Source organism: Burkholderia sp. AU30198, from assembly GCF_020419825.1.
Lineage (GTDB): Bacteria > Pseudomonadota > Gammaproteobacteria > Burkholderiales > Burkholderiaceae > Burkholderia.
This window is the reverse complement of the sequence record NZ_JAIZSA010000004.1, coordinates 307,335-324,124: the sequence shown is the minus strand read 5'-3', so window position 1 is coordinate 324,124 and position 16,790 is coordinate 307,335. Positions and strand designations below refer to the sequence as shown.

At 69.6% G+C, this 16,790-nt stretch carries 17 protein-coding genes and 1 riboswitch; of the genes, 9 read left to right on the top strand and 8 right to left on the bottom strand.

The window, feature by feature from the left end; genetic code table 11:
* From LGN19_RS12515 to LGN19_RS12500, 4 genes are all read left to right on the top strand, one after another.
* Entirely contained in the window at positions 1-609 is a 609-nt protein-coding gene (locus tag LGN19_RS12515; protein ID WP_226214947.1) for a vWA domain-containing protein, read from the top strand.
* Positions 610-670: 61 nt separating this feature from the next.
* The gene (locus LGN19_RS12510; RefSeq protein ID WP_047900659.1) at positions 671-1,123 is read left to right on the top strand and encodes a YaiI/YqxD family protein; all 453 of its coding nucleotides are present in this window, start codon (positions 671-673) and stop codon (positions 1,121-1,123) included.
* Positions 1,124-1,295: 172 nt separating this feature from the next.
* Positions 1,296-1,868, top strand: coding sequence for a DUF1993 family protein (locus LGN19_RS12505; protein WP_226214946.1), 573 nt, complete (start codon positions 1,296-1,298; stop codon positions 1,866-1,868).
* A 31-nt stretch (positions 1,869-1,899) separates the two neighbouring features.
* Positions 1,900-2,226 carry a low molecular weight protein tyrosine phosphatase family protein gene (locus LGN19_RS12500; RefSeq protein WP_226214944.1) on the top strand — a complete coding sequence of 109 codons (327 nt, stop codon included), beginning with the start codon at positions 1,900-1,902 and terminating at the stop codon, positions 2,224-2,226.
* Positions 2,227-2,247: 21 nt separating this feature from the next.
* Here LGN19_RS12500 and LGN19_RS12495 read toward each other — a convergent pair whose 3' ends face one another.
* Complete coding sequence (locus tag LGN19_RS12495) at positions 2,248-2,670, bottom strand: NUDIX hydrolase (RefSeq protein ID WP_043182812.1); 423 nt, start codon at positions 2,668-2,670, stop codon at positions 2,248-2,250.
* 150 nt (positions 2,671-2,820) lie between these two features.
* Positions 2,821-3,081, bottom strand: coding sequence for a hypothetical protein (locus tag LGN19_RS12490; RefSeq protein WP_174961555.1), 261 nt, complete (start codon positions 3,079-3,081; stop codon positions 2,821-2,823).
* A gap of 276 nt (positions 3,082-3,357) precedes the next feature.
* On the opposite strand from LGN19_RS12490, the gene LGN19_RS12485 reads away from it, so the two are divergent.
* From LGN19_RS12485 to LGN19_RS12470, 4 genes are all read left to right on the top strand, one after another.
* Positions 3,358-4,536: a CaiB/BaiF CoA transferase family protein gene (locus LGN19_RS12485; protein WP_226214942.1), complete on the top strand. Its 1,179-nt coding sequence runs from the start codon at positions 3,358-3,360 to the stop codon at positions 4,534-4,536.
* Positions 4,537-4,660: 124 nt separating this feature from the next.
* Positions 4,661-5,962, top strand: a complete 1,302-nt coding sequence (locus LGN19_RS12480) for a CitMHS family transporter (RefSeq protein ID WP_069247950.1) — start codon at positions 4,661-4,663, stop codon at positions 5,960-5,962.
* A gap of 130 nt (positions 5,963-6,092) precedes the next feature.
* A complete protein-coding gene (locus LGN19_RS12475) occupies positions 6,093-7,259 on the top strand; it encodes an acyl-CoA dehydrogenase family protein (protein ID WP_226214941.1) in 1,167 nt (388 codons plus the stop codon).
* Between the two features lie 60 nt (positions 7,260-7,319).
* The gene (locus tag LGN19_RS12470; protein ID WP_174961563.1) at positions 7,320-8,063 is read left to right on the top strand and encodes an IclR family transcriptional regulator; all 744 of its coding nucleotides are present in this window, start codon (positions 7,320-7,322) and stop codon (positions 8,061-8,063) included.
* Between the two features lie 117 nt (positions 8,064-8,180).
* Here LGN19_RS12470 and LGN19_RS12465 read toward each other — a convergent pair whose 3' ends face one another.
* A complete protein-coding gene (locus LGN19_RS12465) occupies positions 8,181-9,536 on the bottom strand; it encodes a chitinase (protein ID WP_226214939.1) in 1,356 nt (451 codons plus the stop codon).
* 258 nt (positions 9,537-9,794) lie between these two features.
* Positions 9,795-10,697 carry a LysR substrate-binding domain-containing protein gene (locus LGN19_RS12460; RefSeq protein WP_226214937.1) on the bottom strand — a complete coding sequence of 301 codons (903 nt, stop codon included), beginning with the start codon at positions 10,695-10,697 and terminating at the stop codon, positions 9,795-9,797.
* Between the two features lie 94 nt (positions 10,698-10,791).
* Between LGN19_RS12460 and LGN19_RS12455 the strand changes: the two genes are divergently transcribed.
* Positions 10,792-12,000, top strand: coding sequence for an MFS transporter (locus LGN19_RS12455; RefSeq protein WP_226214935.1), 1,209 nt, complete (start codon positions 10,792-10,794; stop codon positions 11,998-12,000).
* A 6-nt stretch (positions 12,001-12,006) separates the two neighbouring features.
* Here LGN19_RS12455 and cobJ read toward each other — a convergent pair whose 3' ends face one another.
* The 4 genes from cobJ to cobG are packed head-to-tail and all read right to left on the bottom strand — an operon-like array spanning position 12,007 to position 16,445.
* The gene (cobJ, locus tag LGN19_RS12450) at positions 12,007-13,734 is read right to left on the bottom strand and encodes a precorrin-3B C(17)-methyltransferase (RefSeq protein ID WP_226214934.1); all 1,728 of its coding nucleotides are present in this window, start codon (positions 13,732-13,734) and stop codon (positions 12,007-12,009) included.
* Positions 13,731-14,465: a precorrin-2 C(20)-methyltransferase gene (locus tag LGN19_RS12445; RefSeq protein WP_226214932.1), complete on the bottom strand. Its 735-nt coding sequence runs from the start codon at positions 14,463-14,465 to the stop codon at positions 13,731-13,733. The genes cobJ and LGN19_RS12445 overlap by 4 nt, the downstream gene beginning before the upstream one ends.
* Positions 14,462-15,088: a precorrin-8X methylmutase gene (locus LGN19_RS12440; protein WP_122945354.1), complete on the bottom strand. Its 627-nt coding sequence runs from the start codon at positions 15,086-15,088 to the stop codon at positions 14,462-14,464. Before LGN19_RS12440 ends, LGN19_RS12445 begins: the two co-directional genes overlap by 4 nt.
* On the bottom strand, positions 15,081-16,445 hold the full coding sequence (gene cobG / locus LGN19_RS12435) for a precorrin-3B synthase (RefSeq protein WP_319000648.1): 1,365 nt from the start codon (positions 16,443-16,445) through the stop codon (positions 15,081-15,083). The genes LGN19_RS12440 and cobG overlap by 8 nt, the downstream gene beginning before the upstream one ends.
* 106 nt (positions 16,446-16,551) lie before the next feature.
* Positions 16,552-16,743: riboswitch (cobalamin riboswitch) on the bottom strand.
* Positions 16,744-16,790: the final 47 nt, after the last annotated feature.

Here is a 16,790-nt window from a genome sequence, read left to right as displayed (position 1 = left end):
GTGCCGGGCACGGCGCGCGCTGGCACGGCCGTGGCGTGGCCCGCGACGCTCGCCGCGAAACGCGGCGGCCCGCTGCATCGCGGCCATCTGCGCTTCCGCAAACGCGCCGGCACGCCGGACGCGCTGCATTGCTTCGTGCTCGACTGTTCGGCGTCGATGCTGTCGCACGAGCGGCTCGCATTGGCGAAGGGGCTGATCGTCGCGTATTTCGACCAAGCCGCGCGCGACCGTGTCGAAACCGCGCTGATCTGTTTCGGCGGCAACGGCGCCGCGCGCCGCTTCGGCCCGGCCGTGCCGCGCTGGTGGAATGCGCGCTGGCTCGAACCGGTCGACGGCGGCGGCGGCACGCCGCTCGCGGACGGCATTGCGGCCGCCGCGCAGTTGCTCGCGCGCGCGGCGCGGCGCGAGCCCGGCAAGCAGCGCTGGCTGTGGGTGCTGTCCGACGGACGCACGCGCGAGATGCCCGCGAAGCCCGCGGCGGCCGATCACGTCGTGTTCGTCGACTTCGACGATGCGGCCGTGCGGATCGGGCAGGGCACGCGGCTGGCCGCGGCGTGGGGCGCGCAGTGGGTAACGGCCGACGCGCTGTGCGCGGGCCGCGCCGGCTGATGGCCGGCCGGCGGTGCGCTATGATCGCCGCTTCTGCTTCAACCCATTGGAACAACCCGCCATGCAAGTATTGGTCGATGCCGACGCGTGTCCGGCCGTCATCAAGGACATGCTGTTTCGCGCCGCGCGTCGTGCCGAAATCTGCGTGACGCTGGTCGCGAACCAGTTTCTGCGTACACCGCCGTCGCCGTTCATCAAGGCGGTGCAGGTGCCGGCCGGCTTCGACGTGGCCGATGCGCGGATCGTCGAGCTCGCGGAAGCCGGCGATCTCGTGATCACTGCCGACATCCCGCTGGCCGCCGCCGTGCTCGACAAGGGCGCGCATGCGCTCGACCCGCGCGGCAACTGGTTCAGCCGCGAGAACATCGAGGAGCGCCTGTCGACGCGCGCGATGATGGATCAGCTGCGCAGCGCGGGCATCGACACGGGCGGGCCGGCGCCGTTCAGCGCGCGCGACGGCAAGACATTCGCATCGCAACTCGACCGGTTCCTGGCTCGGCACGGCAAGCCTTGAGGTCGGGTCGAGGAGACCGCGTGCCGTGATCGTCCTGCGAGCGGCGACACGCGCACGCGCCATGCGCCACATCACCGAATCCGCATTAAATCGCGCTCATCGCCCATGCCGGGGGTGCAGGTTCGTGCCGACGCTGCTATCGTGGCGCAAACCACAACACAGGAGCGCACGCGTGTCACCGACTCAACTTCTCGTTCCGACCTTCACCCAGATGCTGCGCGCGCAGTCCGCGTGGCTCGACAAGGCTGTCGCACATCGGCAGGCCGCGGGCGACGCGCCCGATGCGGCGATGTCGCTGAAGCTGGCGCCCGACATGTATCCGCTCGCGGCACAGGTGCGCTTCTCGTGCTTCCAGGCGATGGAGCCCGTCCACCGGCTGCGCGGCGAACCGTTGCCGGCTGCGCTGCTGGCCTTGCGCGAAGCGGGATGGAATGCGGATGCGCAGCCTGGCTCGCTGGCCGACGCGCAGGCGATCATCGCCGGCACGCTGACCTTTCTCGGCGACCTCGCGCCGGATGCGCTCGATGGCGGTGCCGCGCTGCCGATCGCGCTCGAAATGCCGAACGGGATCGCGTTCGACATGACGGGCGAACAGTACGCGCGCGACTGGGCGCTGCCGCAGTTCTACTTCCACGCGATCGCCGCTTACGCGATCCTGCGCCAACATGGCGTCGAACTCGGCAAGGCCGACTACGTGTCGCACATGCTCGCGTACGTTCGTCCGGGCACGATTCCGCAAGGGTGAGCAGGCAGGCACCCGGCCACCTCGAAGCGACATGACGCGGGCACTCTTCATCTGCAGCCGCAACCGGCTGCGCAGCCCGACGGCCGAAGCGGTGTTCGCCGCATGGACGGGTGTCGAAACCGACTCGGCGGGCCTCGCGCCCGATGCGGACACGCGCGTGTCCGCCGAGCAGCTCGACTGGGCCGACGTCGTGTTCGTGATGGAGCGGGCGCACAAGGCGCGGCTGGCGGCGCAATTCGGTGCGCATCTGCGGCACAAGAAGATCGTGTGCCTCGACATTCCCGACCGGTACACGTACATGCAGCCCGAACTCATCACGCTGCTCGAACGCAAGGCCGGCCCGTTCCTGCGCACGTGACCGGCGTGGGTGCTAGCGACGTCAGCGCAGCCGGCCGTTCGCGATCGCCGAAAAACAGTCGAGCCGCAGCAACTCGATGATCTTGCGCGTCGGCACGCTTGCACGCAGCGTGTCGAGCCGGTCGACGGTGAACCACTTGCAGCGGGCGATCTCGTTGCTCGCGCGCGGCGTCAGGTGCGCCGGCACGTCGGCCACGAACACGTGGTGGAGCTTCGTCAGCCCGCCGAACTGCACCGCGTAATCGAGCGCGAGCCCCTCCAGCCGCGTTTCCTCGGCGAGCTCCCGCAGTGCAGCATCGAGCGGTGTCTCGCCGCGCCGGATCGTGCCGCCCGGCAGCGACCAGCGCGACGCGGTGCGGGCGACCAGCAGTACGCTGCTGCGCTGACGGCACACGATCGTGGCGCGTTCCTTGATGACGGCGAGAGTGTCCGGCCCGGTACTCATGTTCGGCGAAACGGGTGCTGAATCGTGGAGAAAATGCGCGTCGGCGGCGCGTTATTCGGCGGCAGGCCGCGACGGCGTACAGGCAGCCGCAACGATCCTACCGGCGGTTCGTGACAGTTCCGTGCACGGCGCCGCGGGATGGCTGACGCGTTACGAGTGCGTATAGATCCCGTTGCGGGTCGGCTTCACATGGCGCGGATGGCGGCGCTTGTGAACGGCGCGCCGATGGTGGGGCGATGGCGCCGTCGCGTGCCGGCGCGCGGGTGCGGGCCGAGCGGTCGGCGCGGCGGCCTGCGGCGCCGCGCTCGGTACCCCGGTCTGTCCTTCGCCGAAATGGAATGTCTGGGTTTGCGCGTGTCCGACACCCAGCGTCGACACCAGCACGAAAGCCGCGAGCAGCATCCGTTTCATGAATAATCCGCCTTATTTTTTCGAGATGAAGGTTATCCGCCAGCTTAGCGAAAGGCAGTGCGCCACCGCAACCGGTCCGTGTTCGGTGTCGCCCCCACTTGCGCGCGGCGGCGTCATCCGCACGGACTCAGGGTGCCGCCGGGGTTGACAACATAATTCCCGAGTGTGAATATAAATTCACGTACAAGAATTATTCGCCGAATCCGGAAGGTCGCGCCGCAGGCGCCGGGCCGCCGGAGCCGGCAGTCCGATCAACCGGAACCAGGAGCGGGACGCATGGCGGAACACGAGCAGCAGGGCGCGCTGGCGGGATTGCGCATCATCGATCTGTCGCGGGTGCTGGGCGGCCCGTATGCGACGCAGATCCTGGCCGACCACGGCGCGGAGGTGATCAAGGTCGAACCGCCGTCCGGCGACGAAACGCGCATGTGGGGCCCGCCGTTCGACGGCGATACCGCGTCGTACTTCCTCGGCGTGAACCGCAACAAGCTCGGCATTGCGCTCGACCTGACGCAACCGGCCGACCGCGAGCGGCTGCTCGGCCTGCTCGAACATGCGGACGCCATCGTCGAGAACTTCAAGATCGGCACGATGGAGCGCTGGGGGCTCGGCTTCGATGTGCTGCACGCGCGCTTTCCGCGCCTCGTCCATTGCCGTGTGTCGGGCTTCGGCGCGGACGGTCCGCTCGGCGGGCTGCCCGGCTACGACGCGGCCGTGCAGGCACTCGCGGGGCTGATGAGCGTCAATGGCGAGGCCGGCGGTGCACCGCTGCGGGTCGGCGTGCCGATCGTCGATCTCGTCACCGGGCTGAACGCGGCGCTCGGCGTGCTGATGGCGCTGCGCGAGCGCGACGCGAGCGGCCGCGGCCAGTTCGTCGAATCGACGCTTTTCGACTGCGCGCTGTCGATCCTGCATCCGCATACGCCTAACTTCTTTCATTCGGGGAATGCACCCGTGCGCACCGGCAATGCGCATCCGAACATCACGCCGTACGACAGCTTTCCGACGGCGAGCGTCGACATCTTTCTGGCGGTGGGCAACAACGGGCAGTTTGCGGGGCTGTGCGACGTACTCGGCACGCGCGGCTGGCTCGACGATCCGCGCTTCGCGGACAACCGCGCGCGCAGCGCGAATCGCGCCGCGCTGCGCACGCTGCTCGAAACGGCGCTGGCCGGACACGATGGCACGGCACTCGCCGAGCAGCTGATGCGCCGCGGCGTGCCGTGCGCGCCCGTACTCGGGCTCGATGCGGCGCTCGACCATCCGCATGTCGCGCACCGGCAGATGAAGGTCGAGCTGGGCCGGCATCGCGGCATCGCGTCGCCGATCAAGCTCGGCCGCACGCCGGCCACGTACCGGCGGCCGCCGCCCGCGCTGAACGAGCACGCGGCGCAGGTGTTCGCCGACGCCAACGCCAACGCTAACGATAGCGACCACGACACACACCGGGACTGACCGGCATCGCGGCCGCCGGCCGTGCCGCGCGCCCGACGGCGCCGCACGGCCACGGGCACCGCCCGACCCTTCGAACCCCACGCCGGGCTCCGCACGGGCGCACCGGCTGAAGAGGAGACGCATCATGCTTGCATGGATCGGCGCGATCGCCATCGTCGCGCTGTTCGGCCTGATCATCACGAAACGGCTGTCGCCGCTCGTCGCGCTGATCGTCGTGCCGGTGGCCGCGTCGCTCGCGGCCGGGTTCGGGCTCGCGACCGGCAAGTTCATCGTGCACGGCGTCCAGAACATCGGCCCGATCGCCGGGATGTTCGTTTTTGCGATTCTTTTTTTCGGAATCCTCACTGATGCCGGGATGCTCGACCCGATCATCGCGGGCGTGCTGCGTGTGATCGGCTGCCATCCGCCGCGCATCGTGATGGGCTCGGCGCTGCTCGCGCTGCTGATTCATCTCGATGGCTCGGGTGCCGTCACGTTTCTCGTCACGCTGCCCGCGATGATGCCGCTCTATACGCGGCTCGGGATGGACCGCCGCATCCTCGCGTGCGTCGCGTCGATGGCGGCCGGCGTCAATTTCCTGCCGTGGGTCGGGCCGATGCTGCGCGCGTCGGCGGCGCTGCACATTCCCGGTTCCGCGATCTTCATGCCGATGATCCCGGTGCAGATCGTCGGGCTCGTGTTCGTGTTCGGCACCGCCTACGTGCTCGGTGTGCGCGAGGCGAAACGGCTCGGGCTCGATCGTGCCGGTGCGGCGTCGCTCGCGATTGCGCCGCGCGCGCTGACCGATGCCGAACGCGCGTTGCGCCGGCCTGAGCGCTTCCGGATCAATCTCGTGCTGACGCTCGTCGTGCTCGTCACGCTCGTGTCCGGCATCGTCGACCCGATGGTGATGTTCATGCTCGGCACGGTCGCCGCGCTCGTGATCAATTACCCGGACGTGCAGGCCCAGCGCGAGCGGATCGACGCGCATGCCAAGGCCGCGCTGATGATGGCGAGCGTGCTGCTCGCGGCCGGCGCGTTCACCGGCATCATGTCCGGCACCGGGATGCTGAAGGCGATGGCGGACGTGGTCGTCGCGCACGTGCCGGTCGAGCATGCGCGCCACATGCCGTTCGTGCTCGGGCTGCTGTCGATGCCGCTCAGCCTGCTGTTCGACCCCGATTCGTTCTACTTCGGCGTGCTGCCGGTGCTCGCGGAAAGCGCGAAGCTGCTCGGCGTGCCGCCGATCCAGATGGCACAGGCCGCGCTGCTCGGCCAGATGACGACGGGTTTCCCGGTGAGCCCGCTCACGCCCGCGACGTTCCTGATCGTCGGCCTGACCGGCGTCGAGCTGGCCGAGCACCAGAAATTCACGATTCCGTTCCTGTTTGCCGCCACGGTGCTGATGGTGTTCGCCGCCGTGATCGTTGGCGTGTTTCCGTTGTGAGCGGCCCGGGCCTGCCGCTTCGTGCCGGCGCTTCCCGCCAGGGGACGTCCGTCGGAGCGGAGATCCTGGCACCGCCTGGCGTTTTCTTGAGAGCGGCGCGGCCGCTCGGCTTTTTCCGGGAGAGCATTCCATGCAGTTCGACCTGACCGATGACCAGCGCGCGATCGAAAGCGCGATCGAGAAAATCTGCGCGCGCTTCGGCGATGACTACTGGCTCGAGCGCGATCGCGCGGGCGGGTTTCCGGCCGATTTCCACGCGGCGCTCGCCGAGGCCGGCTGGCTCGGCATCGCGATGGACCCGGCCCACGGCGGTGCCGGGCTCGGGATGACCGAGGCCGCGCTGATGATGCGCACGATCAGCGCATCGGGCGCCGGCCTGTCCGGCGCGTCGGCCGTCCACATGAACATCTTCGGGCTGAACCCGGTGCAGGTGTTCGGCAACGACGCGCAGAAGGCGCGCTTCCTGCCGCCGCTGATCGCCGGGCGCGACAAGGCGTGCTTCGCGGTGACGGAACCCGACGCGGGCCTCGACACCACGCACCTGACCACGCAGGCACGCCGTGACGGCGACCATTACGTGCTGAGCGGGCGCAAGATCTGGATCTCGACCGCGCAGGTCGCGAACAAGATGCTGATCATCGCGCGCACGACGCCGCTCGACCAGGTCGCGAAGCCGACCGACGGGCTGAGCCTGTTCTATACCGATCTCGACCGCTCGTGCGTCGAGGTGCGCGAGATCGAGAAGATGGGCCGCAAGGCGGTCGATTCGAACATGCTGTTCATCGACAACCTGCGCGTGCCGGAAGGCGACCTGATCGGTAACGAAGGCGACGGCTTCCGCTATCTGCTGCACGGGCTGAATCCCGAACGGATCCTGATCGCCGCGGAGGCGATCGGGCTCGGGCAGGCCGCGCTGCGCCGCGCGACGCAGTACGCGTGCGAGCGTGTCGTGTTCGGCCGGCCGATCGGCCAGAACCAGTCGATCCAGCATCCGCTCGCGCAGGCGTGGATGCAGCTCGAGGCCGCGTGGCTGATGGTGATGAAGGCCGCGACGCGCTACGACGCGGGGCAGTCGTGCGGCGCGGAGGCCAACGCCGCGAAATACCTCGGCGCGGAAGCCGCGTTCCAGGCCTGCCAGACGGCGGTCGCGACACACGGCGGAATGGGCTACGCGAAGGAATACCATGTCGAGCGCTACCTGCGCGAGTGTATGATTCCGAGGCTCGCGCCCGTGAGCCCGCAACTGATCCTGTGCTACATCGCGGAGAAGGTGCTCGGGCTGCCGAAGTCGTACTGACCGGTCCGACCCGGCGGCCGGCCCGGTGCGCGGTTTCCCGTTCCGACTCAAGCGCTCGTCATGGACGTCAAACTCGTTGCCCGTACGCTCGACCTGTTCGAGCTGTTCGCCGCCGAACGGCGGCCGCTGCCGCTCACCGAACTCGCGCGCCTGCTCAATGTGCCGGCGTCGAGCTGCCTCGCGATGGCGCGCACGCTCGTGAGCCGCGGTTACCTGTATGAAGTACGCAAGCGCGGCGGCTACTATCCGACGCGCCGCCTGCAGACGATCGCCGCCGCGATCGACGCGACCGATCCGGTCGTCGACATCGTCCATCCGCATCTCGTCGCGCTGCGCGACGCGAGCCGCGAGACGGCCGTGCTCGGCAAGATCCAGGGCGTGTCGGTCACGTACCTCGACGTCGTCGAATCGGAGCAGGCGATCCGCTATACGCGCGCGCCGGGCGAGCTGCGCCCGCTGCATGCGAACTCGATCGGCAAGGCGATTTTCGCGGAACTGGCGGGCGACGCGCAGCAGGCGCTCGGCGCGCAGCTGCCGTTCGAGCGCTTCACTGATTCGACCGTGGCAGACCTGCCCGCGCTGGTCGCGCAAACCGCCCGGTTTCGCGAACTCGGCTGGGCCGAGAACTTCGGCGAAAGCGCGCCTGAGTTGTCGGCGATCGCGGTCGCGCTGACGCTCGACGGCGACTGGTACGGGCTGTCCGTGGTCGGGCCGACCGAGCGGATTCGCCAGCATCGCGACATGCATGCAGCGCTGCTCGTCGACGCGAAGGCCAGGCTGCTGGCCGAGCACGCGCGCGGCTGAAAGCGGGCAGGGTACTGCCGACCAGCGGGCCGTCCGCCGGCGATCCGGTAGCTGGCGATCGCCGTGAACGGCCCCTGATGCGCCGGCCTGAAGCCTAGCGACGGCCGATATGCCGCATCACGACTTCACCCACACACCGCCCGCACTCGGGTTGTCACCTTGCGTCCACCATTTCGCGCAGTATTTCGCGCCCTGGTACATCACACAGGTACCGCCTGAATACGCGGTCGTTGCCGACCACGTGGCGGTGCCGCCGCCGACCGGCTTCCACACCGCAGCCTGGCCGGGTACGTCGCCCTGGGTCCACCATTGCGCCTGATACGTCGTGCCCTGGTAGGTGACCGTCATGCCGGCCGTATAGACCTGGCCGGCCGCCCAGGGCGCGCCCGGCTGCGGCGTGCCGCCGTCCGAGCCGCCGCCGTAGTTCGGATCCTGCGTGACGCCCGCGCCCCACTTGCCGTCGAGCTGCTTGAAGATCGTCGCGAACGCGTACGGCTGCTGCGCGACGCCCGAGCAGGTCGGCGACGCATACGTGCCGCCGGACGGGCACGCCTGGTCGCGGCCGACCGACCAGTTGCCGAAGAAGCCGTAGCCGTTGCCGACGGCCGCGTTCAGCACGCTTTGCGCATTCGCGAGCGTGAAGGTTTCGCCCTGCACGTCGTTCACGCCGATCATCGGCGTGACGCCGACCATCTGCCACAGCTGGGTATTGGTCTTCGGCTGGCCCGCCGACTTGAAGGCCGTATCGAGCTGCGCGTACAGCGCCTGCGCGGCACTGATCGCGGCTGCGCCCATGTCGAGGTTTGCGGGGCCGTAATCCATCGCCATCACGTTCACCGCATCGAACACGGTCTGGTTCGAGATCGCCGCGTTGACGATGTTCAGACCGTCCTGTGTGAGCCCGGTCGGCATCGTCGGCAGCGTCAACGTGACATGCAGCGGCTTGCCTTTCGCCGCGTAGCTCGCCTGCAACTGCGTGACCGCCTGGAAGTTGCGCGCGACGGCGGCGGTGTCCAGCTGCGACACGCCTTCGATGTCGAAGTCGATGTGCGTGAGGCCGTACGTATCGATCACGGTCTGGTATGCGCTCGCCAGCGCGGGGACCGTCGAGCATGCCTGCATCAGCGGGGTGCCGTTTGCGCCGCCGAACGACACGGCGACTTCGCCGCCTTTCGCGCGATAGCTCGCGATCGACGTCGACAACGCGGTCAGCAGGCCGCCGCTCGCGCCGTTGCCGATCGGCTGCACGCCGCCCCACGACGGCGTACAGCCGCTGCCCGCGACCACGAACGCGAGCGTGAATTGCTGGATGCCTTGCCGGACCCCGATCTGGTCGACGAGCGGCGTCGGATAGAGCGTCACGTCGACATAGGGCGCATAGACGCCGGCGCCCTGGGACACGCTCGCCACTGCAAGCAGGCAACCCGCGGCGAATGCGCGCGGAATGAAACGCGGCAACACATTGTTGTTCATTGTGTTCTCCAAGTGGAAGAAAGATACGCTGGCCTGCGTATCGCCGCCGGTCGTGCGACCGGGCATGCCCGGCCGGCGGCGTGCCCATCTTGGAGGATTCGCGTCGAATAGTGAATAGTCAGGAGTTCTTTTTGTTATTTGATTCCCGATACGTAACGATCTTGCCGATTCGACACAGTTACGGCATGCGTGACGCGGGTGAATTTCCCGATCGAACGATCGATCGCGCGTGGCCCGACGCGCGTCGTTCGCGTCGCATCAGGCCGATGCGGGCTGCGCAAGCGAGCGTGCCAGCGCGACGAAGCGCTCGACGCACGCCGACGTGAATGGCTCGTTCCACGACACGATCTGCTCGACCGCGCGCGTGCCGGCGAGCGGCACGTAGACGACGCCCGGACGCTGCAGCGTCGCCGTGAAACCGGGCACGATCGCGATGCCTCGCTCGGCGGCCACCAGCGAGACGAGCGTCGTGATCTGTGCCGCGGTCGCGCCGATCCTGGGCGCGAATCCGGCTTGCGCGCACAGGTCGTCCAGTGCGGCAGTCAATGCCGAACCGTAACCGGGTGGAAAAGTGACGAAGGTTGCGTGCGCAAGCTCAGCGACGTCGACGCTCGCCCGGCCCGCGAGCGGATCGCCGGCCGGCACGGCCGCGACGAGCGGCTCGCGCGACACGACGAGCGACGCCACCGGCACACCGGGCGCGCCGTCCCATGCCCAGCCGAAGCCGATGTCCATCGTGCCGTCCGCGATCTGCTGGCGCTGGCTGGCGGTCGCTGCCTCGCGAAACGCGAGTTCGACGTCGGGCATCGTCCGGCTCGCGACCCGGATCACGTCCGGGAACGTGTCGGACATCGGAATCGAACTCGCATAGCCGATCACGATGCGCCCGGCGATGCCCTGCGCGATCTTGCGCGCACTCGCTTCTGCCTCGGCGGCCGCGCTGACGACGTGGCGCGCATGCTCGAGGAACGCGGCGCCTTCCGGCGTCAGCCGCACCGCACGGGTCGAGCGCTCGAACAGCCGCACGCCGAGCTCGCTTTCCAGCGCGGCGATATGGCGCGTCAGCGGCGGCTGCGCGACCCGCAGGCGTAGCGCGGCACGCCCGAAATGCAGTTCGTCGGCAACGACCACGAAATAACGGAGGCGGCGCAGGTCGAGCATTGTTGTCGTTCCGGTATCAATCGCGATGAAAACGGTATTGGCGTGCACGCGGCGCGCTGGTCAGACTGTCGGCATCGACGACCAGGCAGCTCCGATGAACGACAGGACCACGCGCATCGCGTTCTTTCTCTGCGGCTTCGCCGCGTTTCTCAATCTGTATTCGACGCAGGGCATCCTGCACGAACTCGCGGCCACCTTCGGCGTCAGCGCCGAGCGAGCGGGGCAGGGCGTGAGCGCCACCACGACGGCCGTCGCCATTATCGCGCCGTTCGTCGGCGTGCTGGCTGCGCGTATCGAGCGGCGTGTCGCGATCTCGCTGGCGGCGGTGGCCGTCGCGCTGCCGATCGTGTGGTCCGCGCACGCGGGCAGTTTCGCGTCGTTTCTCGGTGCGCGCTTTGCGGCCGGTCTCGTCATGCCGTTCGTCTTCGCGCTGTCGATCGCCTATATCGCCGAGCGTTTCGATCGTGGAACGTCGGCCGAGATCAGCGCGCTGTTCGTCGCCGGCACGACGCTCGGCGGTTTCGCCGGCCGCTTCGCGACCAACCTGATGACGTCGATATGGGGTTGGCGGCATGCGCTCGACGTCGTCGCGGCGCTGTGTCTCGTCACGGGCGTCGCGATCTACGCGAGCCTTCCGGCGTCCGGAGCGATCGCACGGCGTGTCGAACACGATGCGGATGCCGGTGCGGGGCCGTCGTGGCGCATCGTCACGCGCGGCCCGCTGCTCGCGTCGTTCGCGATCGGCGCATGCGTGCTCGCGTCGCAGGTCGCGACGTTCACGTTCGTCGGCCTGCGCCTTGCGCGCGCGCCGTTCGGCTTCGGCACGGTCGGGATCGGCGCGATCTATGCGGTGTTTCTGGTGGCGGTGGTCGTGACCCCGCTGGCAGGGCGCCTCGCGCGGCATCGCGGCCCGCGCGCACCGGGCCTTGCCGCGGCCGCGCTCGCGATCGGCGGGGCGCTGCTGACGCTGTCCGACAACGTACCGGTGATCCTGGCCGGCCTTGCACTCAGCTCGACCGCCGTATTCGTCGAACAGGCATCGGCCAACACGTTCATCTCGCAGGCGGCGTCGAGCGCGCGCTCGACGGCGATCGGCATCTACCTGTCCTGCTATTACTTCGGCGGCAGCCTCGGCTCGATCCTGCCGGTGCCCGGCTGGCATCGGTGGGGATGGGCCGGCTGCGTCGCCTTCGTGGTCGTGGCACAGGCCATCGTCGGCGTGCTCGTGTACCGGTTCTGGCGAAGCGACGGCGCGGCCGGCATCGCACATGCCGGCGCGCGCAGCGTCACGCCGACGCGCTGACCGGGTTCAGCGATACCAGCGCGGCGTATAGACCCACTCGCGCGCATTGCCGATCGCAAAACGGCGCGTCGTCGACGAGCCGACGATCACCATCGTGCGCATGTCGACCTGGTCGCTGCGCAGTGCGCCGAGCGTCGTCGTCGTGAGCGTCGCACCCGGCCGGCCGATGTCGCGGCCGAGCACGACCACCGTATCGGCCGTGCGGTGCGCACGCACGACATCGAGCGCACGATCGAGCTGCCACGGCCGCGCACGCGAGATCGGGTTGTAGAACGCCATCACGAGATCGGCCTGCGCCGCATGCCGCAGCCGCGTCTCGATCACGTCCCACGGCTTCAGGTTGTCCGACAGCGAGATCGCGCAGAAATCGTGGCCGAGCGGCGCGCCGGCCTGCGCGGCCGTCGCGAGCGACGCCGAGATGCCGGGTTCGACGCGCAGGTCGACCGCCGCCCAGTGCGGATCGCGCGCTTCGTCGAGCGCTTCGAGCACGGCCGCGGCCATCGCGAACACGCCCGGGTCGCCCGACGACACGACCGCGACGCGCCGGCCCTCGGCCGCGAGTTCGAACGCATGACGTGCGCGCTGCATCTCCTCGCGATTGTCGGTGCCGTGTACGCGCTGGTCGTCGCGGAACGGGCCGGCCATGTTCACGTAGGTCGTGTAGCCGAGGATGTCGGTCGCGTCCGCGAGCGCGGCGCGTGCGGCCGGCGTGAGCCACGCGGCGCCGCCCGGGCCGAGCCCGAGCACCGTCAGGCGGCCGCGCGCACGGCCGAGCGCGGCCGGATCGACCGGGTGCGACGCGACTGCGCATGCAATGCCGTTCGTCGTGGCGCGCAGTGTGTGGGCGACACGCAGGGCGCTGCGGAGAAGAGCGGCAGCATCGATTGTCGCGTTGGTGTCGCCGTCGGCATCGACATCGACATCGACGAAGCGCAGCGGCACGTCGAGCGTTTGCGCTGCTTCTTCCAGTGCGGTATCACCGATTGCCGATGCGGGCGCCACGATGGCCGCGAGCGCCAGCCGCGCGAGACCATGTGCGTTGAGCGCCGCCTCGATGCGTGCGGCGAGCGCATCGTCCGCATGCATGCGATGCGCATCGACGCCCACCACCACACTGCGCGGATGAATCACGAGTTCGTCGCGCGTGCCGTGCCATGCCTCGGGTGTTACGCGGATCGCATGCGCGGCCGCGTCGTCGCGCGGCAGCGCGACATCGTCGAGCCAGGGCGCCGCGCCATCGATGCGCGTCGACGCACCCGCGAGCAGATCGGACACGAAGCGCTTGCCTTGCGCGAGATCGGCGAGCGCATAGCCTTCCGGCGGATTGAGCACGCACGCGCCGAAGCGCAGTTCGCCGCTCGTCGTGATCGCCGGCGCGACGCCGACGCACGCGGCGATTTCGCGCGCGATCACGTTGACGCCGGTCAGCCCGCCGAGCAGCGGCACGACCGCCGAACCGTCTTCCGCCACCGCGAGCACGGGCGGCTCGACGCCCTTGTCGGCGAGCGCGGGGGCGAGGCAGCGGATCACGATGCCGGCCGCGCACAGCGCGACGATCGGCAAGCCGCGGGCATAGAGCTCGCGCAAGTGCGCGCCGAGATCGTCGAACGGCACGTTGGCCGCGACGCGCGATGCGAGGCCATGCACGAGCGCACCCGGATAGCGCGCCTGGATGCGCCGCGCGGTATCGAGCGCGCCCGCGCCGAGAATCACGATCGCGGGCGGAGTCGTCATCCTTGCCATTTTTCCCCCGGCACGACGAGCAGCGAGAAATACGGCGACGCCATCGGATCGACTTCGTCGAGCGGCACGATGCGCTGGCTCGCCATCGTCGCGCGCTCGACATACAGCGCGCGCTTCGCGAGCCCCAATTCGTCGAGCACGCGCCGCACCTTGTCGAAGTTGCGGCCGAGCTTCATCACGACGGCCGCGTCGGCCCGCGCAAGCCGCTCGCGCAGTTCATGCTCGGGCAGCACGCCCGACAGCACCGACAGGCTCTGGTTGCGATAGACGAGCGGCTGGCCGAGCACGGCGGTGCCGCCGAGCATCGAGCACACGCCGGGGATCACCTCGGTGTCGTAGCGCGGCGCGAGGCGGTCGTGCAGGTACATGTACGAGCCGTAGAAGAACGGGTCGCCTTCGCAGATCACCGCGACGTCGCGGCCCGCGTCGAGGTGCGCGGCAACGATTTCGGCGGCCGTGTCGTAAAAGTCGGCGATCACCGTCTCGTAGCACAGCGGCGGCGGCAGCGCCTCGGTCGTCACCGGATAGACGAGCGGCAGTTGCGTCTGCGCGTCCTGCAGGTGTGCTTCGACGATGCCGTATGCATTGCCTTTCTTGCCCTTCGCGACGAAATACGCGACCACGGGCGCGGCCTGCAGCACACGCACCGCCTTGATCGTCATCAGTTCAGGATCGCCGGGGCCGACGCCGACCCCGAACAGGCGTCCGCGCGCGGTCGTCATTCGACCTCCGTCGCGAGCGCATTGACCGCAGCCGCCGCCATCGCGCTGCCGCCGCGCCGGCCGAGCAGCGCGACGTACGGCACGCCGCGGCTGTCGGCATCGAGCAGCGCCTTCGATTCGGCCGCACCGATGAAGCCGACCGGGAAACCGAGGATCAGCGCGGGGCGCGGCGCGCCGGCATCGATCATGTCGAGCAGGTGGAACAGCGCGGTCGGCGCATTGCCGATCACGACGACGCTGCCCGCGAGATGCGGGCGCCACAGTTCGAGTGCGGCAGCCGAACGCGTGTTGCCGAGATGCCGTGCGAGATCGGGCACCTCCGGCTCGCCGAGCGTGCAGATCACGCGATTGTCGGCCGGCAGCCGCGCGCGCGTGATGCCTTCGGCGACCATCCTCGCATCGCACAGGATCGGCGCGCCGGCGGCAAGGGCCGCGCGGCCCGCCGTGCCGGCACCGGCCGAGAAGCGCAGGTCGTAGACGACGTCGACCATCCCGCACGCATGGATCACGCGCACCGCGAGTTTCTCGAGGTCGGGCGGAACCTGCGACAGGTCGGCCTCGGCGCGGATCGTCGCGAACGACTGGCGGTAGATTTCCTGCCCGTCGCGAATGTAGTCAAGCATCGGTGGTGTCCTGGCTGTGCCGCGCGCCCGTCAGTCGGGCCGCGGCCTGGTCAATCGTCAGATGGCGCGCGAGCGGGGCGCCAAGGCCCGCAGCGGCGTCGCGCCGGTAAAGGTCGTAGTGCGCGGGCGCCACCGCGACGAGCGTGTGCGTCGCGGGATGCGGCAGCGCGCAGTGGCGCTCGCAGCCGGTCAGGTGCACGTCGACCGCGTGGCCGATGCGCGCGGCAAGCGCGAGCGCGTCGTGTTTGGTGTCGGCGCGCGCCTTCGCGCAGCCCGCGCTGCCGGTACATGCGACCAGCGACGCCAGCGGGTCGGACGGTGCGCAGACGAGGCCGAGCAACGCGAGCGCATCGAGCGTGGCCGGCGCGCGCTCGCGCGATACGCGATGCAGGAACACGCCTTGCCAGGGTGTCATCGACAGCGTGCCGTCGCCGTCGGTTTCGGCCAGCGCGGCGAGCCGTTCCAGTTGCGTGGCATCGAGCCGGCCGAGCACGAATTGCGCGCCGACGTTGCAGCGCGCCGCATCGAGCGACGGGCGCACGCCGAAACGCAGCGCTGCGTCGGCGTGCGAGCGGCGCCAGCCGACGAGTGCCGGATCGGCCGCGAGCGGGAAGGGCGAATAGTGCTGCGCGCGTTCGAGCAGCGTGCGTTCACCGCATGTTGCAAGCAGGGTACGCATCCGCGTGACGTCGGCCGGCGCAAGATCGAGGAATGCGAGCAGCAGCGCGCGCACCAGCGCGACACCTTGATCGGGCGCGACATCGATCGAAGCGGGCGGGTCGCCGTGCGCGACCGGCGGGCAGCCGGCCAGCCCGGCCGCGAGGCGCACCGCGCCGTCGCCGCGACGCCATGCGGCCAGCCAGATGTCGTGCGGGTGATCGAGCGCCGCCACCGATTCGCCGCCGTCGAGCTGGATCGAGAATTTCGGCGACAGCTCGCCGCGGCGTGGCTCGCGCGCCAGCATGTCGAAGAGCGGCACGGCGAGCGCGCGGCTGTCGACGAGCGCGGCAGGGTCGTGGCCGGCGAGCGGGCTGAGCATCACATTGCGGACGTCGTCGCTCGCTGCGAGCGCGGCCGCGTCGGCGGCCGCATTCGAGGTTGCATCGACGGACGGGCCGAGCCCCGCGTCGAGCAACGCGCGCGTCAGCGCGTCGGCCGCGCCGTCGCGAATGCCGCGTAGCTGGAGATTCGCGCGGTTGGTCGCGTCGATCGTGCCGGAGCCGAAGGCACGCGCGGCGGCGGCGATCGCACGCGCCTGGCGCGCATCGAGCCGGCCGCCCGGCAGCTTGATCCGGCACAGCCCGCCGTCGGCGGCCGCGACCACGCGCACGAGCCCCGGGCAGGCCGACGGGCGCACGACGGGCGACGCAGGAATCGAAACGGGGGCGGAACTCAACGGGGTACCGGGACAGTGTCGCGCCGCGGCCAACGCATCGGTACACCCCGCCCGACGCCGACTGGCACGCACGCACTTTCAGGCCGGCAGGTCTCCTGGCTGACAGGTCGGCGCCGGCTCCCGGCCTTCCCGGTGGAACCAGTGGCATGAGGGGGAGATCGGCTCGCTGTCTACAGTTGCGGGGGCAGCCACAGCGGCGCATGGCGCGCCCTGTGTTCCCTCTTCGGCCCCGAAGGGCACCGGCGAACGAACGGCCGTAGGATACCCGATTTTCACGACGATCCGGCATCGGCGATTCGTCGCACA

Coding starts and splice junctions, on each gene's coding strand:
- LGN19_RS12465 (WP_226214939.1), bottom strand. CDS start 9,536: ATGAACAACAATGTGTTGCCGCGTTTCATTCCGCGCGCATTCGCCGCG.
- LGN19_RS12460 (WP_226214937.1), bottom strand. CDS start 10,697: ATGCTCGACCTGCGCCGCCTCCGTTATTTCGTGGTCGTTGCCGACGAA.
- LGN19_RS12440 (WP_122945354.1), bottom strand. CDS start 15,088: ATGCTTGACTACATTCGCGACGGGCAGGAAATCTACCGCCAGTCGTTC.
- LGN19_RS12500 (WP_226214944.1), top strand. CDS start 1,900: ATGACGCGGGCACTCTTCATCTGCAGCCGCAACCGGCTGCGCAGCCCG.
- LGN19_RS12485 (WP_226214942.1), top strand. CDS start 3,358: ATGGCGGAACACGAGCAGCAGGGCGCGCTGGCGGGATTGCGCATCATC.
- LGN19_RS12495 (WP_043182812.1), bottom strand. CDS start 2,670: ATGAGTACCGGGCCGGACACTCTCGCCGTCATCAAGGAACGCGCCACG.
- LGN19_RS12490 (WP_174961555.1), bottom strand. CDS start 3,081: ATGAAACGGATGCTGCTCGCGGCTTTCGTGCTGGTGTCGACGCTGGGT.
- LGN19_RS12455 (WP_226214935.1), top strand. CDS start 10,792: ATGAACGACAGGACCACGCGCATCGCGTTCTTTCTCTGCGGCTTCGCC.
- cobJ (WP_226214934.1), bottom strand. CDS start 13,734: ATGACGACTCCGCCCGCGATCGTGATTCTCGGCGCGGGCGCGCTCGAT.
- LGN19_RS12480 (WP_069247950.1), top strand. CDS start 4,661: ATGCTTGCATGGATCGGCGCGATCGCCATCGTCGCGCTGTTCGGCCTG.
- LGN19_RS12470 (WP_174961563.1), top strand. CDS start 7,320: ATGGACGTCAAACTCGTTGCCCGTACGCTCGACCTGTTCGAGCTGTTC.
- LGN19_RS12475 (WP_226214941.1), top strand. CDS start 6,093: ATGCAGTTCGACCTGACCGATGACCAGCGCGCGATCGAAAGCGCGATC.
- LGN19_RS12445 (WP_226214932.1), bottom strand. CDS start 14,465: ATGACGACCGCGCGCGGACGCCTGTTCGGGGTCGGCGTCGGCCCCGGC.
- LGN19_RS12510 (WP_047900659.1), top strand. CDS start 671: ATGCAAGTATTGGTCGATGCCGACGCGTGTCCGGCCGTCATCAAGGAC.